The following is a 24,070-nucleotide window of genomic DNA, read 5'->3' on the forward strand; positions in this document are numbered from 1 at the left end:
TGAATGAGATGGAAACGTAAATTTAGAGGAGGGAATAAAATACATGAAACATAAAATTGCTGTACTGGCAGATGTACATGGAAATGCAACTGCTTTAAAAGCAGTTATCGAAGATTCTATGAAAGAAGGTGTGACTGATTATTGGTTTTTAGGAGATTTAATTATGCCTGGTCCTGGATCGAATGATTTATTTGAAATATTAGAAAGTATTAACGTTGATACTTATGTACAAGGAAACTGGGAAGATAGTTTTCTTGACGTTCTTAATAAAAATATTGATATTGATAACGCAACTGATATTTATGTTTCTAGATTAGTTCAGTATCAATGTGAAAACTTGGATGAAAACTATATTAAGCATGTTAAAAATTTACCATTACATATAACAAAACAGGTTAATGATTTATCAATCAGTATTAGTCATAATCTACAAAATAAAAATTACGGGGGAGATTTGTGGCCCACTAATAATCAGGAACAGTTTGATCGGTTATTTGATCGTGATTATGATATTGCGATTTACGCTCATACCCACCATCAATTATTGCGCTATAGTAGCAATGATCAATTAATTATTAACCCAGGAACAGTTGGACAACCTTTTTACAAGTGGAATAAGCTAAACTCTGACTTACGTGCTCAGTATGCAATTCTTGAAATTGATGAGGCAGGGATTACTGATGTGAGGTTTAAAAAGGTTTTTTACGATGTAGAAAAGGAATATAAAAATGCCATAAATAAAAATCTTCCTTATATTGATTTATATCGTGAGCTGTTAGAGACAGGAAAAACTCATACGCATGATATTGAATTATTACAAGAAATTAATGACAAATATAATTATAAAGATGAAGTAATTAAGTTTATCGAGAAAATCTGATGGGAATTTAATAAAAAGAAATGAACATTGTTGAATGTTAGGTTAGTCATGATTTTTACATAATCAAGAGCTATTGTAGAATGAAACTTAGATATAAAATGATTTTTGTATTTTATATTGATTGAAAACAAGCATCCCCCTGTACTACGTATATGACGGGGGGATGCTTGTTTTTTACGGCTTCACATCTAAGTTCTGTAAAAATAAAGTTGCTGTTACGTAACGTTTTGCTAACATTTGTACATAAGCGGTATGTACAGAAAGGGTCGCAATAATAATAGCGTTACGAATTGCTTCGCGTTGTTCGTTATTAATTTGATCGAACTTGCTTGCGATTTTATCAGCTTTTTCTTTTACGATGTTTTCAATTGTATGAACGGTATCTGTTGCATTTAATTGTAAGCAATTCCCTTGATTGAGTTCTTCAAATAGAGAAGAGTATGCTACATATAAATGAACAGGATTGATTAAATCATCACTTCGATCGGCTGGGTCATTTACAATAAGGCGTAATAGCTTACGAATGGATTCAAAATCAAGTGCTGTTTTTAAATCTTCGACAATAAATAGTAAGGCTGCTTGTTCAATTGAATATTTTTTCCCTTTTTGAGGAGAGCCAATCATTTCTTTTATATCTCGTTTCACCCAGTTTTGCATAGCAGTTACAGAGAAACTTGTGTTTTCAATCTGATTGCCAAGCGCAACTATTTCATTTAAAGAAAAACCGACATCAGTATCGTCAATTTTAATCAGCTTTTCAAAAATAGGTGAAAGTGCGGTAGTAATAAAAGCTGTAACGCTTTGTCCGCTTTCAATATCTTTTTTATGTGACTTTGCCCAAGCTTCTTGTAAAATACCGAGAGGCTTTTTCGTATTCCATCCTCTTAGTGATAGAAGAAGGGTAGCCATTTCGTTTCGTGTGAGATGAAATGTTTCCATCTTTTCACCTCCAAAATAATAAAAAGTTCTTATGAACTTATAATATGTTTTGTTTCATTTAAAGTCAATTCTGTTTTGCTTAATTTTTCCTTTGTGACCAAACTGTTGAAAGTAAATAATACTTGCATATTTCGACAAAAGTTCATATAATAAGTTCATAAGAACCTTTAAAATGTTCTTAAAAACAAATCTATCATTCTGAATTTACTAGAAAGATAGATTTCACATATATCTATATAAAAGGAGAATGGATATAATATGTTGAAAAAACTTGTAGCAGTAATGACAGCATTCATGGTTATCTTTGGGGCTAGCAGCTTTATGTTCGTAGATCATGCAGCAGCGAAAAGTTACAAATCTGGTAAAAAATCATTTACACCAAGTTCAGGTCAAAAGTCAAAAGTTGATTTAAACAAAAAAGACTCAAATGTAAATTCTCAAAAAACGACTCCAGATTCAAAAACGAAAGCAACAAACACGGCACCAAAAAGTAATAAAGGAAGCTTTATGAAAGGTTTATTACTAGGTGGTCTTGGTGGTTTACTAATGGGTAGCTTATTTGCAAATATGGGAGCTCTTGGTTCTGTATTAGCGTTTATGGTAAATATGTTAGTAATGGCTGGTATCGTAATGTTAGCAGTTCGTGCATTTAAATACTTCAAAGACCAACGTAAGAAGAAAGCAGATGAAGTAGCATGGAAACAATAAAAATTTCTGAACAAGAGCTTATAAATGCGCTTTGCGTATATATAGCTGAAAAAAGACAAGTGGGTCCAGAAGAAGTGTTAGTTGAACTCATGTATGATGACGACTACGGTTTTTCTGCGGAAGTAGAGGTAAATGGTCGCCAGCAAATTTTAATTCAAGCAAACTTAATCGAAGCTTTACGCTTATTGCTTGACAGAGAATATAATGTCAATCCATTCGCAGCGAGATTACAACTTGAATTAGATGATGAAGAAGGCATTTACGCATTAGCGAAATTTAATAACTCAGATGACTAGAAAAAAGAGCTGTTGAGAATAATCTCAACAGCTCTTTTTAGTATGTGCATATGTAGAAGAATAATCACGCCAAATTTCATTCATTTTTCGTCTACCGATATCTACCATAGGATTAAACTGAATTGCAGCTTTTTGACGAACAGAGTGAACGTTTTGAATGGCGTGAGATAATTGTTGGTCGACTATATCAGGTTTTTTACTTGCATATTTAGCAATAGATAGACCTGCAACTGTTCCTTGCGTCATCGCAATTTTTCCGCTTTCAATGCCTGTAATATTGCCGGCTACAAATAAACCGGGAAGAGGGGTTTCCATTGCTTCAGAATGGAGAGGAACGTGTCCACCTAATTCTGAAATGTAATGGAAGGGACAACCAGCTACAGCTGCAAGTTCGGCAAGTGGGTATAATCCCCCGGCAATACATACAAAATCTGCTTCGTATATTTTCTCTGTTCCATTAATAACATTTCCTTTAGAGTCAATATTAGCAATACGTACACCTTCAACTTGATCTGTTCCGATAATTTCAAGAGCTGCTTTCCGAAGGTGAAGTGGCGTTCCGTTTATTTTCATTCCGTTGTTTGGATAGAATGTTAATCCAGCTTTTCGAATCCAATCAAATTTCATAAAGTGGCTACCTATTCGCAAGAAAGCAGAAGGAGCGAGGTGAGCTGCATTTAAAAGAGAGTTTAAAACTTCTTCAGGTTCACCAGCTTTTTGACTTAACTCGCTTTTCTCAGGGAGTACAATATGATCCACTGTAATTCCCGCTAATTGCAATTCACTTAAAATGGCGAAAGACAAAATGTTAGCACCAATAATAATTCCTTTTTTTCCAACTTGCACGCGATGAACATTTGTCATAACTTGAGCTGCTCCAATTGACATCACTCCTGGAAGTGTCCAGCCAGGAAGGGGAATAGAATATTCCGCAGCTCCAGTAGCAAGTAGTACGAAAGGTGCTTCTAACGTACCGATATTAGTATGTACAAACCAATTGTTTTCATCTCTATCTAAATTATAGACCGAAACACCGCACCTGATATGTACTGAAAGTGATTCTGCTTCTTCATGAAGTCGCTTCGATTCTTCTATTCCGTTCCACCATTCTCCAGTAGGCTCTTGATGCAACTGTCCTAACAATCTCCCGCCCGGCTTCATAAATTCATCAATAACGAGCACTTTTAGTCCGAAACGAGCACAAGAGATAGAAGCAGATAATCCCGCTGGCCCTGCACCTATAATAATTACATCACTCATCGCTTTTTCACCATCTCTCTCACGATATTCGGATGCTGTTTCCCGCTTTCAACAACCATGTTTTCTTCTACAACAGTTAAGCATGCGCGTACATTTGTTTGATTATTTACTGTCACGCGGCATTCGGAACAGTGCCCGATATTACAATAAATACCTCGCGGTGTTCCGCTATCTTCATGAACTCTTAATGTCCTTATTTCATTTGCTAACAGGGCAGCAGCTATCGTTTCATGTTCATATGCTTCGTATTGATGACCGTTAAATTGAAAGGTAATACGCTCACTACTTTGTAAAGTACCTAAAATAGGGTGATGTGTAATTCTACTCATTTACTTTCACCTACTGATCCAAAAGTAACTGCACGTATTGGTGGTTGATATTTTAACGGTAGTTCATTAAGAGTTACGTCAGGATTCACATTTTCAATCATTCGATCTATCATTATTCTGCATGTGCGACCACCGCAAAATCCCATGCCAGCACGTGTTCTTAATTTTAATTCTCTTGCCGAGCAGTTATATTCAGCAATTGTCGATTGAAGTTGCCCATATGTAACCTCTTCACAACGACAAACGATTAAGTTGTTTTTATTTGTCATGTGTATTCCTCCTCTAGTTCGATTTTCACAAATTATACATGCAAAAATCATGCCAATATAGAGGAGGGAGAGAGGGCTACCTGTAAACGCCTGATCGGTGCATACTGATTCTTTATTGAAGTCCAAGTTTCTTTAAACGGTTATATAAAGTAGCCCTTGTTACACCAAGTTGTTTTGCGCATTCTAATTTATTCCCATTTAAAATTCGTAAAGCCCTTTCAATAACTTTTTTCTCATGCTCATCCATCTCTTCTTGTAAAGAAAGGATTGTATTATTGTTGCTGAGTAATAGGGAATGAGCTGTATGGTTGTCTAAAGTTTCAGTCGTATGAAATGGTAAATATTCTTGTTTTATAATTCCGTCTGTTGCGAATACCACAAGCCGTTCAACAACGTTTCGAAGTTCGCGAATATTACCTGGCCAATTGTAATGAAGCAGTTCATGCATAATGCTTGAAGGTAGGTCACGAATTGGTCTGTTGTAGTTGATTGAAAAATCGTTTAAGAAAGAATAGGTTAATTCAATAATATCCTCGCGTCTTTCGCGCAGCGGTGGAATCTGCAAACTAACTACATTTAAGCGGTAATATAAATCTTCTCGGAAAGTTCCTTTTCTCATTTCTTCTTGTAAATCACGATTTGTAGCAGCGATAATACGGAAATCAATATTAATTTCTTTTTCACCACCAACTCGGTAATACTTTCGCTCTTGCAGTACACGTAACAGTTTTACTTGCATATCAAGTGGCATTTCACCTATTTCATCAAGAAATAAAGTACCGCCTTGCGCGAGTTCAATTTTACCTTTTTTTCCTTTACTATTTGCTCCAGAAAACGCCCCACGCTCGTAACCGAATAATTCACTTTCAAATAACGCTTCTGGAATTGCCCCGCAGTTAATCGAAATGAAAGGCGCCTTCGCTGCCTCACTTGCTTCATGAATTGCTTTCGCAAATACTTCTTTTCCAACTCCGCTTTCCCCAAGTATTAAAACAGTTGATTTTACCGAACAAACTTTTCTAGCTAATTGTATCGTTCTTTGTATAACAGGACTTTTCCCATTCATCGCAAGGAATGGATCGGATTCATCTTTATACTTTGCCACTTCTTGTTCTAAACGGTGCATTTCATGTGACATATTAAATAGTTTTTCATTTAAAGCGACTTGATTTGTAACATCTGTTTCTGAAACGACTGCTCCTATAATTTCATCATTACAATAAACTGGATTTGAATTAATTAATACGAATAAATCGGGACGAGGCTGATGGAACTGAGCGACTATGCTTTTTCCATCATGTAAAGATTGTAAAATTTCCAAGTCTTTATAATCAAAAAAATGAGTAATCGGTTGCCCAATAATTTCATTATGGTTGACTGAAAATATTTTTTCAGCACCATCTGTCCAAGTTCGAACGCATTCTTTACTATCAATGACTGTAACAGAAGAGTCAGTTGTTTGTATTACGGTGTCATAAAATGACTGTAGTTCATTGTAGGACTTATAAAGAAATGGAATCATTTGCTGAGAAGTTATACAGCATATCGGCTCATCGTTTTCGTTAAGGATGATAACAGCTAATTCATAAGAAAAAGCGTCAATTAGTGCAGTGAATGAGTCATCTACATAAATAATGGCGCAATTATATTCATCTGTAGTAGAAGGGAGATAATAAAACCTTTCGTTTACTTGCTTAATGTGATTAAGGCTACATGTATGATCGATTAAAACACGTTCCAAAAACTCTTGTATAGTCGGAAATGAAAATGCCATAATGCCCTCCTGTTATGTATAAAAATTTTGACAGTGATAAAAAAATAATACACCTATTTACTGTAAATTTAAATTATTTTTACAAATAAAAATATTGTTTATGGAAATTGTATATATGAAAAATTGGCACGTCAATTGCATAAAAGAAAGTGAGAGGTTTAGGGAAAGGAGGAGTATATTGTGAGGCACTGCGACGTTTTAATTATAGGTGGTGGAATAATAGGGTGTTCTATCGCTTATTACACTTCAAAATACGGAAGAGACGTAACAATCATTGAAAAAGGGGAATTTGTCAGCGGGACGTCTTCACGGTGTGATGGGAATATTTTGGCCATTGATAAAGACCCAGGATTTGATAGTCAAATGTCTTTAGTAAGTCAAAAATTAGTAACTGATTTAAGTGAAGAATTAGAGCATTCATTTGAATATAGGGCACCAGGAAGTATTCTCGTATGTGAGTCAGACGAAGAGATGGAAGCTGCGCAGCAATGGGTAAATCGGCAAAAAGAAGCTGGATTACCGTTTCGAATGCTTGATAGGCAAGATATAAGGGAAGAGTCGCCTTTTTTTGCTGAGGATTTATTAGGCGGTTTAGAATGTGCGACGGATTCAACTGTGAATCCATATCTCCTTGCTTTCTCGCTTCTGTCAGAGGCACAAAAGTTTGGCGCAAAAGCTTTTAAGCAGACGGAAGTAAAGAGTATGGAAATAGAGACGGATGGTTCATTTGTTGTAGAAACTACGAATGGAACTTTTACAGCACAACAAGTTGTAAATGCAGCCGGTGTGTGGGCTCCTAAGATTGGTCAGATGTTAAATATAAATATACCAATTGAACCGAGAAAAGGGCATATTATTGTAGCTTCAAGGCAACAACACGTAGGATGCCGTAAAGTAATGGAATTCGGTTATTTAATTTCTAAATTTGGCGGAAAACGAAAAGTAGATGCTTTAACTGAAAAATACGGGGTTGCGCTCGTATTTGAGCCTACTGAAAGTCAAAATTTCTTAATTGGTAGTAGTCGTGAATTTGTAGGATTTCATACGAGGATAAATAATGAAGTCATTAAATGTATCGCAAATAGAGCAATTCGCTTTTATCCGAAAATGGCAGATATGATGGTAATTCGTTCTTACGCTGGTTTACGTCCGTGGACAGAAGATCATTTACCGATTATTTCACGAGTGGAACATATTCCGAATTATTTCATTGCCGCTGGACATGAAGGTGATGGGATTAGTCTTGCAGCAGTTACTGGAAAAGTAATTGAAGAGTTATTAAATGAAAAAGAGACAATTATTCCTATTGAACCACTTCGTTTGAGTCGTTTTACAGAAAGGGTGTTAAACAGATGAGGTCACAAAGAGTCTTTACGACGATTGATACACACACAGGTGGGAATCCAACGAGGACATTAATTAGTGGACTTCCAAAGTTGATTGGAGAGACGATGGCAGAGAAGATGTTACATATGAAAAAGGAGTATGATTGGATTCGAAAATTGTTAATGAATGAACCGCGTGGTCATGATGTAATGTCAGGAGCATTATTAACAGACCCGTGTCATCCTGAGGCTGATATAGGTGTTATATACATAGAGACAGGTGGATATTTACCGATGTGTGGTCACGATACAATCGGTGTATGTACAGCGTTAGTTGAATCAGGTTTAATTCCGGTAGTTGAACCGATTACTTCTTTAAAACTAGATACACCGGCTGGCTTAGTGGAAGTAGGTATTGCTGTTCAAGATGGAAAAGCAAAAGAAGTATCTTTCTGTAACATACCAGCTTTTTTATTGAAAAATATTACTGTACAAGTGAAAGACATTGGGACTATAGAGGCTGATATTGCGTATGGAGGGAATTTTTATGCCATTATTGATGCGAAGTCAGTAGGCCTAGAATTAATACCAGAAAATGCATCTACAATCATCGATAAGGCGATTCATATAAGAAACACAATTAATGAGAAGTTTGAAATCATTCATCCAGAGTATTCGTTTATTAGAGGATTAACACATGTTGAATTTTATACAGATGCTACTCATGAATGTGCGCATGTGAAAAATACAGTTGTTGTACCACCAGGCGGAATAGATCGATCCCCATGCGGTACAGGAACATCTGCGAAGCTAGCTGTATTATACGCTCAGAAAGAAATCAAAATTGGTGAAGAGTTCATTCATGAGAGTATCGTTGGTTCTTTATTTAAAGGATATGTCGTGAATACGACACATGTTGAAAATATTGAAGCTGTCATAACGAAAATTACGGGATCAGCTTGGCTTATGGGTATGCATAAATTTTTTTACAATGAAATGGATCCACTCAAAGAAGGATTTTTGCTAATTCCGCCGATGGAACATGAAACGGAGGATATAAAATGAACATTCAAAAAATGTATACAGCAGTAGACGTACATGTAAATGGTGAGGCATTTCGTGTAATGAAAGACGTACCGTGCAAATACTACTACAGTTTGGAGCAATTAAATGAACAATTTTCAGGTGAATTAGCAGAAGAGATGAAGCTTTTATTAAATGAACCACGTGGTTTTATCGGTTTGAATGGGTGTATTGTCGTTCCATCTATCCATAATGAAGTGGATGCAGCTGTATTATTTTTTAATCATGAAGGTTCGATTCCGCTTCATTATGGGGGCATTGTTGCGGTAATAACGATGTTACTCGAAAGTGGGTATTTAAAAAAGAGAGAGTCCAATCAATACAAAATTGAAACGTTATCTGGAATATTTTTAGTTCATGCGTATGTAGAGAATGATGAAGTTATATCTGTTTCGTTTGAAAGCAAACTTTGCTATTTGATTGAGGAAAATTTACAGGTTGGTAATGTAAGTTATTCTCTCATACAAGCAGATAAAGTATATGCAGTTGTAGAAAAAGGTGCGTATTCGCCAGAAATTCGTGTTGAAAACATTTCTGAATTGAAAAGATGGGGAGAAGCTACACTGCAGGCTATACAAAAACAGTCGCTAATAAAAAGGCTTATTTTAGTAGATCCTTCGCAAAAAGAAAAGAACCATATAAAGTCGATTACATTTCATGAAGATAACTTTATCGTACGTTCGCCAGGTTTTGTTTCTACTATCGTTTCCTATGTTCATGCATTATTTAAAAATGATTATATGGCGGATAAACCTTTTAAAAATGAAAGTATATTTAATAGTTTTATAACTGTGGAAAAAGTGAAGAAGGAGGAACTAGGATACATTTTCCGTTTTGAAAGTAGAGGATTTATTACAGGGATGCAGACGTTTCTATTAGACCCTACGGATCCGTTTCCGGCAGGATTCTTATTAAAATAAAATGTGATAGGGAGAGATAAATATGCAAAAAATTAAAGGGGCATTTCCAGTATTAATAACACCGATGGATGAATTTCAGGAAATTAATTGGGATGGGGTAAAACAAAATGTAAATTACTTTATCGAACAAAAGGTTGCAGGTATTATCATTAATGGAAGTACAGGAGAGTTTGTAAGTTTATCAAAAGAAGAGCGATTTAAAATGGTAGAAATTGTGTTGAAAGAAATTGATGGCCGTATTCCAGTCATTGTTGGAACTGCAGCAGAGACCACAAAAGAAACAATTGAATATACGAAACATGCAGAAGCGCACGGAGCGGATTGTGCATTAATTATAAACTCTTACTATTGTAAACCGAAGGAAGAGGAGATTTATTTTCATTTTAAAGAAATCTCAAACTCTGTAAATATACCAATTATGCTATACAATAACCCATTTACTTCTGGTGTCGATATGAGTACAGAGCTAATGCTCCGTATTGGAAAAGAGTGTGAAAATGTTACACATATTAAAGAATCTAGCGGAGATATTCGAAAAGCAAGAGATTTAGTAAGACAAAGTGAAGGGGCTTTCCAAGTCTTCTGTGGTTCTGAAGATTTAGTTATGGAATCATATTTAGTTGGTGCCTCGGGATGGGTTTCAGTAGCAGGAAATATCGTTCCCGGTCTCGTTACAAAAATGTATGAGCATTTTCAAAATGGTGAATTAGAAAAGGCGTGGGAAATAAACGATGCTATTTTACCACTTTGCGAGTTTCTTGAAGGATCAGGGAAATATGTTCAAATCGTTAAACGTTCTATGGAATTACATGGGCAAGCCGGAGGACCTTCTCGCTATCCAAGACTAGGGTTAACTGCTGACGAAGATCAAAAGCTTCAAATGATTTTATCAAATATTGCAGCTCATGCAGCTGTTTAAATAAGGAGGAGAACATAATGTTAAAGACAAATATTGAGCTGAAACCAAAAGTGGAAGCGTTCTTAAATGAAGAAATTAAAATGTTTATTAATGGCGAATTTGTTTCTGCTATTGGCGGAAAGACGTTTGAAACGTATAATCCGGCTACAGAAGATGTTCTAGCTGTCGTATGTGAAGCGCAAGAAGAGGATATTGATGCTGCAGTAAAAGCGGCAAGATCTGCATTTGAATCTGGTCCGTGGGCAGAAATGACTACTGCTGAAAGAGCGCATCTTATTTATAAATTAGCAGATTTAATTGAAGAACATAGAGAAGAATTAGCGCAACTAGAAGCTTTAGATAATGGAAAGCCATATCAAGTAGCACTTGATGATGATATTTCAGCGACTGTAGAAAATTATCGTTATTACGCAGGATGGGCTACAAAAATTATTGGGCAAACCATACCAATTTCAAAAGATTACTTAAATTACACGAGACATGAACCTGTGGGTGTTGTAGGTCAGATTATTCCGTGGAATTTTCCGCTCGTTATGTCTTCTTGGAAAATGGGAGCTGCACTGGCGACAGGTTGTACGATCGTATTAAAGCCAGCAGAGCAAACGCCTTTATCTTTACTGTATACAGCGAAACTCTTTAAAGAGGCTGGATTTCCAAACGGTGTTGTAAACTTTGTACCAGGATTTGGTCCTGAAGCAGGGACGGCAATTGTAAATCACCATGACATTGATAAAGTTGCTTTTACAGGATCTACTGTTACTGGAAAGTATATTATGCGTCAGTCTGCAGAAATGATTAAGCATGTAACGTTAGAGCTTGGCGGAAAATCACCAAATATCATTTTAGAAGATGCGGACTTGGAAGAAGCAATTAATGGTGCATTCCAAGGTATTATGTATAATCACGGTCAAAATTGTAGCGCAGGATCACGTGTGTTTGCTCATCGTAAACATTATGAAACTGTAGTAGATGCACTTGTGAAAATGGCGAACAACGTAAAACTTGGAGCAGGTATGGATAAAGAAACGGAAATGGGTCCACTCGTATCTAAGAAACAACAAGAGCGTGTGTTACATTACATTGAGCAAGGGAAGAAAGAAGGTGCTACAGTTGCGGCTGGTGGCGAACGTGCGCTTGAAAAAGGTTATTTCGTTAAACCAACTGTATTCACAGATGTTACAGACGATATGACAATCGTTAAGGAAGAAATATTTGGACCAGTTGTTGTTGTACTTCCATTTGATTCGACAGAAGAAGTAATTGAACGAGCGAACAACTCATCCTATGGCCTTGCTGCGGGTGTATGGACGCAAAATATCAAAACGGGTCATCAAGTGGCAAATAAATTAAAAGCAGGAACAGTATGGATTAATGATTATAACTTAGAAAATGCAGCTGCACCATTTGGTGGATACAAACAATCTGGTATTGGCCGCGAATTAGGTTCATATGCGCTTGACAATTATACAGAAGTGAAAAGTGTTTGGGTAAATATAAAGTAATAGGGCGTTTTACTGACAAAAATTGAGGGATGAAATAATGAAAGATGCGGACAACTAGAAAGTTTGATAATAGTTGTCCGTTTTCTTATATACAAAATTGCTTTTTAAAAAAATGATAAGGGGGATTTGGATGGAGAATTTAGTAGAATGGTTAGTAGGGCAAGTGTGGAGTATCGGTTTAGTTGTTTTTGCATTAGGGGCAGGCGTATATTTCACGATTGCAACACGCTTTTTGCAAATTCGTTATTTTAAAGAGATGATTAAACTATTATTTGAAGGAAAGAGTTCAGAGACGGGGATATCATCTTTTCAGGCATTTTGTTTAGCCTTATCAGGAAGAGTTGGAATTGGTAATATTGCAGGGGTAGCGACAGCAATTGCTTTCGGCGGGCCTGGAGCTGTATTTTGGATGTGGGTAATGGCTTTGTTAGGGGCAGCGAGTGCGTTTGTTGAATCAACATTATCTCAAGTATACAAAAGTAAAGTAGGGAATGAATATCGCGGCGGTACTCCATATTTCATTGAGAAAGGTTTAAAAATGAAATGGTTTGCAGTCATTGTAGCGGTAGTTGTAACACTTTCATATGGCATGTTATTACCAGGTATTCAATCTAGTAGTATCGCAGTTGGATTCGAAAACTCTAATGGTATTAACAAATATATAACTGGTATATTTTTAGTCGTGTTACTAGCAGCAATTATTTTTGGTGGTGTAAAGAGAATTGCTGGCGTTTCTCAAATGCTTGTTCCATTTATGGCAATTGGTTATGTAATTGTTACATGTATCATATTAATTGCGAATGTAACGGAGATTCCAAGTATGTTTGCTTTAATTTTCTCTAGCGCATTTGGTGTAAATGAAATGTTTGGTGGAATTGTGGGTGCAGCTATTGCATGGGGTGTAAAACGCGCTGTATTTTCAAACGTTGCTGGTGTCGGAGAAGCAACGTATAGTTCGGCTGCTGCTGAAGTATCGCATCCTGCAAAACAAGGATTAGTTCAAGCGTTTTCCGTATATATTGATACAATTGTCGTATGTACAGCGACAGCTCTTATGATATTAATTACAGGTATGTATAATGTTATACCTGAAGGGAAAAGCGCTATTGTAAAAAACATAGGAAATGTGGAAGCAGGTCCAATTTATACGCAACAAGCAGTTGAAACTGTGATAACAGGGTTTGGTCCAATATTTATTTCAATTGCGATTTTCTTTTTCGCATTTACAACGCTACTCGCTTATTACTATATTGCTGAAACGACACTTACTTATTTAGATCGTCAATTGAAGTATGGCTGGTTAAAACCAGTTTTAAAATTTGGATTTTTAATTATGGTTTACATCGGTAGTGTTGAATCAGCGTCGCTTTTATGGAATCTCGGAGATTTAGGAATCGGTAGTATGGCATGGTTAAACTTAATCGCGATTCTATTATTAAGTAAAATCGCATTAAAAGTGTTAAAAGACTATGAAACGCAGAAAAAAGAAGGGAAAGACCCAGTATTTAATCCTAAAAATGTGGGGATTGAAGGATTAACATTTTGGGAAGAAAGAAGTAAAGAGGTTGAAAGAAAAAGTTCTAGAGAAAAAGTTATTGTAGATGATAATTTAAAATTATAATGTAAATTAACTGAAAATTCTTAATTTAAAAGAAGGTATATTGCCTCCATTTCATCGCATACTACAATAGGTATGGATAATATGACTGGAGGGAATAAGATGGAACATGAGCAACATAGTTCGATAAATGATATTCTACATCATTATAAAGAAGGTATAGGTAGTTTTACAAATCAAATTCCTGAAATCGCTGAGACATATAATGCGTTCACGCAAGCTTGTTTTCAAGAGGGTGCTTTAACAAAAAGAGAAAAACAACTTATTGCATTAGGAATTAGTTTAGCAACGCAAGACGAGTATTGTACAATTTATCATACAAAAGGTTGTCTTGATCAAGGATGTTCGGATAAAGAGATTCTGGAAGCATGTGGTGTTTCAGCAGCATTTGCTGGCGGAGCTGCGATGAGTCAAGCGGTAACTTTAGTGCAAGAGTGTTTAACAGAACTGAAAAATCAAAAGCATTGAATAAAAAAACGTTTTAAACTTTATGTTTAAAACGTTTTTTATGTGAAATTAAATTTGAGTATAAAAATTATCTAGGATGGGTTCAATTTATGGTTATATAATAATGGAAGAATTTTAAATTTAGTAGGAATGAGAAATAACAACTATTTAATCTTAAGGTTTTGTAAAAAGCTTCAATTGCTTCATATAGTCAATGGCTTTTGTTTTATTTTTCTGTTTAGAAACATAATGTGCCTCATTAAAATCTCTATAGTAACTGTTAACTACTTCTTCAGAAAGAGCACCGTCAGAGATAGCTCTTTTAACCGCGCAGTTTGGTTCATTTGTATGTGAACAGTTAGAAAATTTACATCTCATAGAAATCTCTTTTATATCTTCATATCCAAAATCAAAATTCCTCTCAAGGTTTATCAAGTCAAATCCTATTTTACTAATAAGAAATCCCTCCACTTTTGAAAGAGTTTTTTAGAAACATACATACAAATTTTATCGTTTTCAATTTGTATTCAATTTAATATTCTATATCTTCATAAATAGATTTTTCTACATCAGGAAGAACTGTGTATATACTCTTACCGATTAAAGCTTCTAATTCTTTCTTAATCGCATAAAACCCTTTCCAATGTAAAGATGTATGAGATGTTGTACCATGACGCAAACCAACAGAAATTAATCTTCTTTCCAGCGTAGTAAAGCCATCCGCATCAGCAAGAGCGTCACAAAGAGTAATTACTTTATTGTATAAATCGTAGTTACAATGTTCATTTAATATTTCAACTAACCGGCTTCTCATATGGTCAGGAACGAGACTCCACTCCGCTGCGATATTTATATGTTCATTTTTGCATGGGAATGAGTGTGTCACACAAATAACAGCGTTTCCTGTATACCCTAAATCATTCATATACATATAACCATCATAGGAATGAATAACCGATTTGGTAAAACCTTTGTATCTTCCGATATCATGCAAAAGGGCAGCATTATATGCTATGTCAGCATCTAGCTTGTACCCTTTTTTTATAAGTTCTATAATTATGTTTTCAGTTGCATGAGCAACATGTAGTGAATGTTCAAACCAAGGGCCCGGGTTTTGTTCATATGCCCATTCGAGTAATTCTTTTGCGTACGTTCTATCTAATATATATTTCATATCGTTATCCTTTCACAAAAAATCATATCTTTCTATAAATTCATCTTATTATTTCATTATTCCTTCTTTAAAAATTGTTACAATGAAACAAAAGGGGGAAAAGTAATGCGAAATTTAGTAATTGAAGAAATAAAGCAACTAGAAAATGATATGGAAGAACTTTCGAAACTTTTAAAAATGGTTGTAAATGATGGGGCATCAATTGGTTTTTTGCCTCCACTGGAACAAAAAGACGCAACAAAGTATTGGCGAACAGTATTAGCGCCAGAAGTGATATTGTATGTGGCTAAAATAAACAACGAAGTAGCAGGGAGTATTCAATTACAATTAGTTACTAAGCCTAACGGAATTCATAGAGCCGAGATTTGCAAATTAATGACTCATCCAAACTTTAGACGTAACGGTATTGGACGATCGCTTATGCAAAAAGCAGAGGAACGAGCAAAGCAAGAAAACAGGTCTCTTTTAGTATTAGATACTAGAGAAGGAGATCCTTCCAATAAATTGTATAAATCACTAGACTACCAAGAAGTTGGAACAATACCAGGGTATGCAATTTCTCCGAATGGAAAGTTAGATGCTACGGTTATTTATTATAAAAACATTTAAGGTATAATCAAACGGGGAGAGTGCTTAATTATTAATAAGTGAATAATAAACGACTATTTTTAACACAGTCTATATTTTTCTGGTGGTGTTAAAATAGTTAATTATAATCTAATTAACGCACTAAATGAATTTGAGAAAGTTTTTAGAGGGTTCTTTTAGTAATGATTCTCGTCTTATAATAAATGTAGAGAAGATGACTAGCCAACTATAGTTATTTTCGCTTTATTATCGGAAGGGGATGAAAGTATGAAAAAGAATAGTTTACAAAAGATGAAGAAAGTTATTTTAAGTGGTGGAGTATTACTTACGGGATTATTAACATTTGGATTTTCAGAAAAGGCTTCAGCTCATGGATATGTAGAATCACCAGCGAGCCGATCTTATTTATGTAAGCAAGGGGTAAATGTAAATTGTGGACCGATTCAATATGAACCACAAAGCGTAGAAGGGATAGGTGGATTTCCGCAACTAGGACCTTCTGATGGACAAATTGCAGGGGCTGGTCATTTTCCCGCTTTAGATGTTCAAACTGTAGATAGGTGGAAGAAAGTTACGTTAAATGGCGGGACGAATACATTCAAGTGGAAACTAACGGCTCCTCATAGTACAAAAGAGTGGAAATATTATATTACGAAAAAAGGTTGGAATCCAAATAAACCTTTAACGCGATCAGATTTAGATTTAGTGCCATTCTATGTGAAAAATGACGGTGGAGCTAGACCAGGGACAACAGTAACGCACGAAGCAAATGTACCAACTGACCGTAGTGGATACCATCTTATTTTAGCTGTTTGGGAAATTGCAGACACTGGAAATGCGTTTTATCAAGTTATAGATGTAAACCTTTTGAATAATGGCTTATCCTCAAATTTCGCTTTTAACAATGTAGTGCAAGCTCCTACACTATTTTAATTGAAACATACATTTCGATCATCTAATTCATTTTAGATGATTTTTTTTATGAAAATGATGAAAAATATAGAAGAAAGTGCAATTATTTATAAAAAAATATGCTTTAAATATTGTCATATTTGCTTCTTTAAGATATCCTTTTCATGAAGAGGTGGAAAACATGGAAAAAGTACTAGTTTTCGGGCATAAAAACCCAGATACAGATGCAATTTGTTCTGCAATTGCTTATGCAGAATTGAAAAAAGAATTAGGAATGAATGCTGAGCCTGTACGTTTAGGCGAAATCAGCGGTGAAACTCAATTTGCGTTAGACTATTTTAAAGTAGAAGGACCGCGTTTTGTTGAGACAGTAGCAAGCGAAGTGGACAACGTTATTTTAGTTGACCATAACGAGCGTCAACAAAGTGCTAACGATATCGAATTAGTTCGTGTGTTAGAAGTTATTGACCATCACCGTATTGCTAACTTTGAAACAAGCGATCCTATATACTATCGTTGTGAGCCAGTTGGCTGTACAGCTACAATCTTAAACAAAATGTACAAAGAAAATGGCGTAACAATTCGTAAAGAAGTTGCAGGTTTAATGTTATCTGCAATCATTTCAGATTCTTTACTATTCAAATCTCCAACTTGCACAGAACAAGACGTAGCAGCTGCTCGTGAATTAGCGCAAATCGCTGGTGTAGATGCAGATAACTACGGCTTAGAAATGTTAAAAGCTGGTGCTGACTTAAGCGGAAAAACAATGGAGCAATTAATCTCTCTTGACGCTAAAGAATTCCAAATGGGTAATGCGAAAGTTGAAATCGCACAAGTAAACGCTGTTGATACAAACGACGTTCTTGTACACCAAGCGGAACTTGAAAAAGTAATCTCTGCAGTAGTAGAAGAAAAAGGTTTAGACCTATTCTTATTCGTTGTAACTGATATCTTAACTAATGATTCTGTCGGTCTTGCGATCGGTAAAGCAGCAAACGTTGTTGAGAAAGCATACAACGTATCACTAGAAAACAACACAGCTACTTTAAAAGGTGTTGTATCTCGTAAAAAACAAATCGTACCAGTATTAACAGAAGCATTCCAAGCTTAATCGTATTGCGTACAGATGAACAGTAAGGACAAGTAGTCAGATTGGCTACTTGTCCTTTTTTATCTCTAAAAAACAGAAAATTAAAAACGGGAGGATTGTGTATGTTTAATGATTTGGAGAGTAAATTACAGTCACTTTTAGAACGAAATATTACGTCGGTTTCAGAATTAGAGAGCTGGCTCTCGGAGGAGCTACGTTTAAACGCTGAAATACAGAAGTTGCGTTTGACTTTTTAGAAGAAAGGATATAAAGTACTGCAAGGGTCATTCTAAATTTGATTAACGAATTAAAATAAGGATAGCGTTAGCTATCCTTATAATCGTTTATTCGTAAGATTTTTTCTTGTTTATATAAAATGTAATTATAGCAGTAATGAAGAAAATAGGTATCGCATACACTTGCCCAACAAATAACTTCCAGCCGACATAATTATAGCCTTCAGATGCTGGGATGATAACGGAAATAACGCAAACAATAAAATAGACTAATAGTGCAGGGATAATATTTTTCATTTTTATGGACCTCCTTCCTAATTTAATTAATAAATCATAATATTAAAATTTAATTATAATAATTTGAAGAAAAAAATGCAAAAATTTTTATGGTATTATAATATTTGCAATGAGAGTGATCCATAGTACATATATGGTAAAATGTGTAATTTAAACTTTTCAAAATTATTATATAGTATTTCGAGAGAAAAATGTACAAAATAACGAATTTTATTTACCAAAGTAAAGGGAGTAGAAATATATATGAAAAGGATATGTATAATTCCATGTGGAAAAAAGAAAATTTGGGATAAACATTCAGACTACGGACCGATGGAAGCAAAAGATGTGTATATTAGTCCGTTCGGAAAAGCATGTCAGGCGTACGCAACTATGTTTTTCGAAAACTGGGTTATATTATCGGCGAAACATGGATTTTTAAGACCAAATGATATTGTATTAGAAAACTATGATCTTGCATTTGATTCAAAAAGCGATGGAGTAATAAATATAGAGCAATTACAAAAACAGATGGTAGATAAAAGTTTATTACAGTTTGACGAAATCGTCTTACTAGCAGGGAAGAAGCATAAAAAAGTAGTGACAAAGTTATATCCAGAAGAAATGATTACATATCCGCTAGAGGGGTGTAAAGGGATTGGATATATGTTGCAGAGGTTGAAAGAAGCTGTGAAGGAAGGGGAGGAAATATAGGTGTAGTTTCAGTGATTTTAAACTCTATTTATTTAGGGAGCCGAAAAATAAAATAGAGTTTTTAGGCATCGCCGAAAGGGTGATGCTTTTTTTGTTCGTGTCGTCATTCATGTAAAAGTAATTTAGAGAATAAATCATTCGATTTATGAAGCGATAGCTTTTTTATATCGAGAACAAATTGCTTCACTTCTAGAAAATGTAGGACATATGGGTACAGTTAAGATTGTAAGTGGGAATAGCAATAAGACAAGTTTTGAATAGGATATTAAGAAAGGAGATGTTGATAAATAATGGCCAGATATAGTTTGCACGGAGGACACAATAGTATTGTTCAAGGTGCTAATTTTGGGAATCGGAAAGAACACGTTTTAGATAGGCAAGTTAAAGATGCTGTGGCGACTAAGTTAAGATCCCTAGGACACACGGTTTATGACGATACGGACGAGGTAGGGGCAACTCAATCACAAAATTTAAATAATATCATTCGGAATAGCAATTCCCATGCTGTGGATTTAGTTATTTCTTTTCATCTTAATGCAAGTGATGGAAATGGACAGGGTGTTGAGGTTTTGTATTATGATCAGAAAGATTTGGCGGCTAAAATCTCAGCTCAACTAGCAAAAGATATTGGATGGCGTGATCGAGGTGCGAAACAGCGTACGGATTTAGCGGTATTAAATGGGACGAAAGCACCTGCTATTCTTATAGAATTAGGATTTATTGACAATGAATCTGATATGGCAAAATGGAATGTTGATAAAATCGCTAATTCTGTTGTATTTGCTCTTACAGGACAAACTGGAGGAGGTGCAGCGGATTTGCTCAAAGTAAAAACTGGTGGTGTAGCATTTAGTAATTTACAAGCTTTGGCTCAAGCTATGGTAGATGCGGGTATTGATGGACAAATTGTCGTTCAGAAAGATGGCATTGGTTATGCTATAACGAATGGCTATCCGTCTGGAAATATCGATAAATTTACAGCTTGGTTAGATGCACGAAAATGGTACTATGAGTACGTGAGATAAAATGAAAATTAGTTTGATTAAAAACTAACAATTGTCTTATATTTAGTTAACAAGTATATTAAGTAACTAATAATTATGTAACTATAAAAATATGGACAATGTATATGTAAATTAGTAAACAAAACCACCTGTCAGAAAGGTGGTTTTGTTTATCTAGCTATTTGTGGGCAGTAAAATTCTTATCTCAAAATTCGGATGAAGCTAAGAAATTAAGTGGGAATTTCACTGCTCGTAGCCTCCTACTAATTATAGTTTCACTTTATATAGTTTAGAGCTTTGTAAATCTTTACTTGTTAAACCTGTAATAATATTTTGTTTTCTCAATACATAAGCCGAATTTTAAATTATTACCCAATAATATACTACCTCTCATACTATTTATTAGTTGATAATAGCAAAAAAACAAGCTTTGAATATAATAATGAAAAAGGAGATGTTAAATAATGGGTTATATTGTGGATATTTCGAAATGGAATGGCGACATTAACTGGGATATCGCAGCACCACAATTGGATTTCGTAATTGCACGTGTGCAAGATGGTTCAAACTATGTAGATCCTTTATATAAAAATTATGTACAAGCAATGAAAGCACGGAATATTCCGTTTGGTAATTATGCGTTCTGTCGTTTCGTTTCAGTAGAGGATGCACGGATAGAAGCAAGAGACTTTTGGAACCGTGGTGATAAAAATGCAACAGTTTGGGTAGCTGACGTAGAAGTAAGAACAATGAACGATATGAGAGCGGGTGCACAAGCTTTTATTGATGAATTACGCAGATTAGGAGCTAAGAAGGCTGGTTTATATATTGCTCATCATATGTATGCTCCATTTGGAATGGCAAATTTCAATTCTGATTTTGTATGGATTCCTCGTTACGGTGGTAACAAACCGGCGTATTCATGTGATATTTGGCAATACACAGAAACAGGGAATGTGGCTGGTATCGGCAAGTGTGATTTAAATAAGCTGATTGGAAATAAGCCGTTAGCTTGGTTTACAAATCCAATTGTTGAGCCGATAAAAAAACAAGAAGGGGTTGGAATTATAGTGAATAAATATAACAAAGTAGTTACTTATGAATTTGGTGTAAATTTAGTTCCTGACATGATTCAAATGATGGATAAGCTTGGATATACTTCTAAAATAATATCTCGTGGAGATAACCAAGGGCTTGTGTATTTCGAAACAGATTATCGTCAAGGGAATGAACTGGACAAAGCAACTGCTTGGTTAGATACGAAAGGAATTAAATATTTTTATACAAAAGAGTAGTTTGCTAAATAAAAAGCCGTCATGTGACGGTTTTTTATTTTTATTTAATCTTTTAACTCTACTTATAATATGGAGAAAATAGACTAATAAACAAGCCTTTGTATACTTTCAAACATAGAATATGATGAATTCTATCAAGGAGGAAGCATATTTATGAGAAATACTTGTCATTGTGGACATTTTCAAGATTGTAATAAATTTTGGGATGATTTAATGTTTGGGAGATGTAGATGTAAGCGCAATGATTTTCACGAGTGTTGTTGCAAAGAGAAACCGAAGTGTGAGTGTGAAAAATGTCATTGTAAAACAAAAGCGAAATGCCATTGTAGGCATGAAGAGGAAGGGTATTAATAATAAAAAAGAGTACGATACGTACTCTTTTTTGGGTGATTATATTCCATCTTGAACAGATTTCTTTACAATTACCCATGTGTCTTTCTTTTTAACCGTTATAGCTACATTAGTTCCATTAGATTCCTTATAAAAGATATATCCATTGTTTGAGTTTACATATGTAACTGGTTCACCTATGCAATCTCGCGAGCAGGATTTGTTGACTAGTTCAATTAAGGATAGTTCACTTGGATCGGTTTTACTGGCTTCTATAACAGCATCAAGGCTTGTTTTTCGATAACCTTGCAAGTTTATATGAAAAAGCTGCTCTATTTCTCCTGTAATGCTAGTGTTCATTACTTCTACTGAATTCTTTTTTTCTTGAAGAAAGCCGTTTTCATAAAGTAATTTTGTATAGCCAATCCATGCTATTAACACTAGCATGAAAAACATACCCGTCATTTTAAGTATTCGAAGTCGTTTGCTTATAATTGTTTCTGAGTATTTCATTCACTCTAATCCTCCAATGTTTTTAATTTAAAATATGCTTGGATACATACTTTTAGAAGAGGATGAAAGTTAATGAGTTTTTAATAAAAAAGAAAACATCCAGGGTTAGATGCTTTCTTTTTTTTGTATTTTTGGCTATCTGTTAGTTACTTGTTTCATAAGTGGTCTTATTTCTTTAACTGGTGGTTTCTTATCATAGGCATCAACGTAAGAAAAGTAATAGTTTAAGTTTCTTAGAAGACCTTTTCCTATTTTTGCACTTAAGAAAGGAAAGACTTGTCCGGTATAATCATCGAGAGATTTACAGTAATATTTTTCATCTAAATATATACTGTATTTACATGTTAGTTCTACTAAAGGATTCCCTTCATCATCAAATACTTCTTTAGAATCAATAATATCTATTAGTGCAAATTTTTCATTTAAGTAAACTTTCTTTTTTTTCTCGTGTTTATTTGTAAGTATAAAAACGAGACCAATCGCGTTAATCAAACTATTTCCTCCTATAAAAAACGGATATTAATAAAATATATCGATATAAGCTAAATGTAAAGAGGAGAGGTGAAATATCATGGAGAGAAAACTAAATAAGCCGATTTATGTTTGGAAACCGACTTATTTTTATCAAGTATTACTTAGTAGTAATACCTACTCTGATTAAAGTTTCACTTTATTGAAATACTTGCGGGAATTGTTTTACGATTGCGTTTGTTATCATGTCAGCCATTTCTAATGCTTCTTTTTCAATTTTATCGTAAAGTTTTACTCCTGCTTCATAATCTTTATTTAGGAAGGCAAGTGCTTCTGCTTTCGTTAGTGCTAAATGTTCATAAAACATTTTTCTAAATTCTTCTTTATCTATATATGGGTTGATACTGTTAAGAAATTCAATAATTTCATCACCATTAGCGTACCATTTTTTCTCTATAGCGGCCGCTGCATTTTGATTACCAGCTTTTGCGGCTTTAACAAGATCCGCTGCAATTACTAAGTGATCTTTAATTAATGCACTATATTTTTTCACTGCATCCTCACCGTAAAATGGTTCAAGTGATAGTCCCATATGTGTTGCGTTTTGTAGAAGTCGTCCAACAGTAACGTTAACATCTGGTAAATTAAAGACTATACTTATAATAGCCAATCTCGTCCAAGCGACGTGTTGTTCCCATAAAGAACGCATATACCCTTTTAAAAAATTCTCATTTTTACTAATTCGGTAGTTCCGTACGGATAAATCATAGTTTACATAAGGGTTATGGTAGGGGGAGTAATACGATTGCCAATAAGAATACATAAATAGTAACACTCCTTTGAACATGTATAACTCAAAGTATGATGAAGATTTATTTTTAGTTACGTGTCCTAGATTATTTTTAGGGAATTTGAAATGGAGAAATTAGGTGAATGATGTTGTGGTATATATGAATAAATTGAATATAAAGTAAAAGAGGGTCTGCAAGGGAAGTTGCAGACCCTCAAAAGGGTATTGCCGAGATGTCGGACTCGACTACGTAATGTTATCATAAAATTCTTTTGAAAAAACCTGGTAAATGTGTCCAAATGAAATTAGGACCTTCATACAGTCAAAGGGACCTGCTTCCCGCGGCAGGCCCCAATAACTAGATAATGTCGATGAGCAAAAAACTCATCTGGAGTACTTTTATAGTAA

The 24,070-nt window shown here is 34.8% G+C and carries 28 protein-coding genes; 17 read left to right on the plus strand and 11 right to left on the minus strand.

Annotated features, from left to right (window positions below; translation table 11 throughout):
* The first annotated feature begins 43 nt into the window (after positions 1–43).
* Positions 44–880 carry a metallophosphoesterase family protein gene (locus tag HMAS_RS10230; protein WP_000680866.1) on the plus strand — a complete coding sequence of 279 codons (837 nt, stop codon included), beginning with the start codon at positions 44–46 and terminating at the stop codon, positions 878–880.
* A 174-nt stretch (positions 881–1,054) separates the two neighbouring features.
* Here the strand turns inward: HMAS_RS10230 and HMAS_RS10235 are convergent, their stop codons facing one another.
* Positions 1,055–1,819, minus strand: a complete 765-nt coding sequence (locus HMAS_RS10235) for a DUF1836 domain-containing protein (RefSeq protein WP_000447231.1) — start codon at positions 1,817–1,819, stop codon at positions 1,055–1,057.
* A gap of 258 nt (positions 1,820–2,077) precedes the next feature.
* On the opposite strand from HMAS_RS10235, the gene HMAS_RS10240 reads away from it, so the two are divergent.
* Together HMAS_RS10240 and HMAS_RS10245 are read left to right on the plus strand one after the other, a co-directional pair.
* Positions 2,078–2,527: a hypothetical protein gene (locus HMAS_RS10240; protein WP_000914478.1), complete on the plus strand. Its 450-nt coding sequence runs from the start codon at positions 2,078–2,080 to the stop codon at positions 2,525–2,527.
* Positions 2,515–2,823, plus strand: a complete 309-nt coding sequence (locus HMAS_RS10245; protein WP_000447758.1) for a YxcD family protein — start codon at positions 2,515–2,517, stop codon at positions 2,821–2,823. The genes HMAS_RS10240 and HMAS_RS10245 overlap by 13 nt, the downstream gene beginning before the upstream one ends.
* A gap of 24 nt (positions 2,824–2,847) precedes the next feature.
* On the opposite strand, the gene HMAS_RS10250 is transcribed toward HMAS_RS10245, so the two are convergent.
* The 4 genes from HMAS_RS10250 to HMAS_RS10265 all read right to left on the minus strand — a co-directional run bounded on the left by HMAS_RS10250 (position 2,848) and on the right by HMAS_RS10265 (position 6,455).
* Positions 2,848–4,083: an NAD(P)/FAD-dependent oxidoreductase gene (locus HMAS_RS10250; protein WP_001286091.1), complete on the minus strand. Its 1,236-nt coding sequence runs from the start codon at positions 4,081–4,083 to the stop codon at positions 2,848–2,850.
* The gene (locus HMAS_RS10255; protein WP_000087063.1) at positions 4,080–4,412 is read right to left on the minus strand and encodes a (2Fe-2S)-binding protein; all 333 of its coding nucleotides are present in this window, start codon (positions 4,410–4,412) and stop codon (positions 4,080–4,082) included. Before HMAS_RS10255 ends, HMAS_RS10250 begins: the two co-directional genes overlap by 4 nt.
* Entirely contained in the window at positions 4,409–4,681 is a 273-nt protein-coding gene (locus HMAS_RS10260) for a (2Fe-2S)-binding protein (RefSeq protein WP_000182620.1), read from the minus strand. Before HMAS_RS10260 ends, HMAS_RS10255 begins: the two co-directional genes overlap by 4 nt.
* Before the next feature lie 112 nt (positions 4,682–4,793).
* Positions 4,794–6,455: a sigma-54 interaction domain-containing protein gene (locus tag HMAS_RS10265; RefSeq protein WP_000885731.1), complete on the minus strand. Its 1,662-nt coding sequence runs from the start codon at positions 6,453–6,455 to the stop codon at positions 4,794–4,796.
* 180 nt (positions 6,456–6,635) lie between these two features.
* On the opposite strand from HMAS_RS10265, the gene HMAS_RS10270 reads away from it, so the two are divergent.
* From HMAS_RS10270 to HMAS_RS10300, 7 genes are all read left to right on the plus strand, one after another.
* Positions 6,636–7,811 carry an NAD(P)/FAD-dependent oxidoreductase gene (locus HMAS_RS10270; protein WP_001215265.1) on the plus strand — a complete coding sequence of 392 codons (1,176 nt, stop codon included), beginning with the start codon at positions 6,636–6,638 and terminating at the stop codon, positions 7,809–7,811.
* Complete coding sequence (locus HMAS_RS10275) at positions 7,808–8,845, plus strand: proline racemase family protein (protein ID WP_116344783.1); 1,038 nt, start codon at positions 7,808–7,810, stop codon at positions 8,843–8,845. Before HMAS_RS10270 ends, HMAS_RS10275 begins: the two co-directional genes overlap by 4 nt.
* Positions 8,842–9,783, plus strand: coding sequence for a proline racemase family protein (locus tag HMAS_RS10280; RefSeq protein WP_001025560.1), 942 nt, complete (start codon positions 8,842–8,844; stop codon positions 9,781–9,783). Before HMAS_RS10275 ends, HMAS_RS10280 begins: the two co-directional genes overlap by 4 nt.
* A gap of 22 nt (positions 9,784–9,805) precedes the next feature.
* Entirely contained in the window at positions 9,806–10,702 is an 897-nt protein-coding gene (gene dapA, locus HMAS_RS10285; RefSeq protein WP_116344784.1) for a 4-hydroxy-tetrahydrodipicolinate synthase, read from the plus strand.
* 17 nt (positions 10,703–10,719) lie between these two features.
* Positions 10,720–12,204: an aldehyde dehydrogenase family protein gene (locus HMAS_RS10290; protein WP_025709487.1), complete on the plus strand. Its 1,485-nt coding sequence runs from the start codon at positions 10,720–10,722 to the stop codon at positions 12,202–12,204.
* A gap of 130 nt (positions 12,205–12,334) precedes the next feature.
* Positions 12,335–13,825, plus strand: a complete 1,491-nt coding sequence (locus HMAS_RS10295; RefSeq protein ID WP_025709486.1) for an alanine/glycine:cation symporter family protein — start codon at positions 12,335–12,337, stop codon at positions 13,823–13,825.
* Positions 13,826–13,897: 72 nt separating this feature from the next.
* Positions 13,898–14,290, plus strand: a complete 393-nt coding sequence (locus HMAS_RS10300) for a carboxymuconolactone decarboxylase family protein (protein WP_001999958.1) — start codon at positions 13,898–13,900, stop codon at positions 14,288–14,290.
* Between the two features lie 153 nt (positions 14,291–14,443).
* On the opposite strand, the gene HMAS_RS10305 is transcribed toward HMAS_RS10300, so the two are convergent.
* Entirely contained in the window at positions 14,444–14,740 is a 297-nt protein-coding gene (locus HMAS_RS10305) for a hypothetical protein (protein WP_000398282.1), read from the minus strand.
* 61 nt (positions 14,741–14,801) lie between these two features.
* The gene (locus HMAS_RS10310; RefSeq protein WP_000874111.1) at positions 14,802–15,443 is read right to left on the minus strand and encodes an HD domain-containing protein; all 642 of its coding nucleotides are present in this window, start codon (positions 15,441–15,443) and stop codon (positions 14,802–14,804) included.
* Positions 15,444–15,548: 105 nt separating this feature from the next.
* Here HMAS_RS10310 and HMAS_RS10315 point away from each other — a divergent pair, with 105 nt between their 5' ends.
* From HMAS_RS10315 to ppaC, 3 genes are all read left to right on the plus strand, one after another.
* Positions 15,549–16,052, plus strand: a complete 504-nt coding sequence (locus tag HMAS_RS10315; RefSeq protein WP_016122672.1) for a GNAT family N-acetyltransferase — start codon at positions 15,549–15,551, stop codon at positions 16,050–16,052.
* A gap of 246 nt (positions 16,053–16,298) precedes the next feature.
* Entirely contained in the window at positions 16,299–16,964 is a 666-nt protein-coding gene (locus tag HMAS_RS10320; protein ID WP_000742279.1) for a lytic polysaccharide monooxygenase, read from the plus strand.
* A gap of 160 nt (positions 16,965–17,124) precedes the next feature.
* Positions 17,125–18,054: a manganese-dependent inorganic pyrophosphatase gene (ppaC, locus tag HMAS_RS10325; RefSeq protein WP_116344785.1), complete on the plus strand. Its 930-nt coding sequence runs from the start codon at positions 17,125–17,127 to the stop codon at positions 18,052–18,054.
* Between the two features lie 323 nt (positions 18,055–18,377).
* On the opposite strand, the gene HMAS_RS10335 is transcribed toward ppaC, so the two are convergent.
* The gene (locus tag HMAS_RS10335) at positions 18,378–18,566 is read right to left on the minus strand and encodes a DUF4017 family protein (protein ID WP_000789485.1); all 189 of its coding nucleotides are present in this window, start codon (positions 18,564–18,566) and stop codon (positions 18,378–18,380) included.
* 243 nt (positions 18,567–18,809) lie between these two features.
* Between HMAS_RS10335 and HMAS_RS10340 the strand changes: the two genes are divergently transcribed.
* From HMAS_RS10340 to HMAS_RS10355, 4 genes are all read left to right on the plus strand, one after another.
* Positions 18,810–19,259: a DUF6884 domain-containing protein gene (locus HMAS_RS10340; RefSeq protein WP_000820904.1), complete on the plus strand. Its 450-nt coding sequence runs from the start codon at positions 18,810–18,812 to the stop codon at positions 19,257–19,259.
* Positions 19,260–19,549: 290 nt separating this feature from the next.
* Complete coding sequence (locus HMAS_RS10345) at positions 19,550–20,284, plus strand: N-acetylmuramoyl-L-alanine amidase (protein WP_006920619.1); 735 nt, start codon at positions 19,550–19,552, stop codon at positions 20,282–20,284.
* A 443-nt stretch (positions 20,285–20,727) separates the two neighbouring features.
* The gene (locus tag HMAS_RS10350) at positions 20,728–21,558 is read left to right on the plus strand and encodes a GH25 family lysozyme (protein ID WP_086412049.1); all 831 of its coding nucleotides are present in this window, start codon (positions 20,728–20,730) and stop codon (positions 21,556–21,558) included.
* Positions 21,559–21,775: 217 nt separating this feature from the next.
* Positions 21,776–21,964, plus strand: a complete 189-nt coding sequence (locus tag HMAS_RS10355) for a hypothetical protein (protein WP_116344786.1) — start codon at positions 21,776–21,778, stop codon at positions 21,962–21,964.
* Here HMAS_RS10355 and HMAS_RS10360 read toward each other — a convergent pair.
* The 3 genes from HMAS_RS10360 to HMAS_RS10370 form a co-directional block, all read right to left on the minus strand.
* On the minus strand, positions 21,949–22,401 hold the full coding sequence (locus HMAS_RS10360) for a hypothetical protein (protein ID WP_000877572.1): 453 nt from the start codon (positions 22,399–22,401) through the stop codon (positions 21,949–21,951). The genes HMAS_RS10355 and HMAS_RS10360 overlap by 16 nt on opposite strands.
* 135 nt (positions 22,402–22,536) lie before the next feature.
* Complete coding sequence (locus HMAS_RS10365; protein WP_000606231.1) at positions 22,537–22,893, minus strand: hypothetical protein; 357 nt, start codon at positions 22,891–22,893, stop codon at positions 22,537–22,539.
* Between the two features lie 178 nt (positions 22,894–23,071).
* Entirely contained in the window at positions 23,072–23,695 is a 624-nt protein-coding gene (locus tag HMAS_RS10370; protein WP_000287728.1) for a hypothetical protein, read from the minus strand.
* Positions 23,696–24,070: the final 375 nt, after the last annotated feature.

The sequence above is a fragment of the Bacillus sp. HMA207 genome, from assembly GCF_003402455.1.
GTDB lineage: Bacteria > Bacillota > Bacilli > Bacillales > Bacillaceae_G > Bacillus_A > Bacillus_A cereus.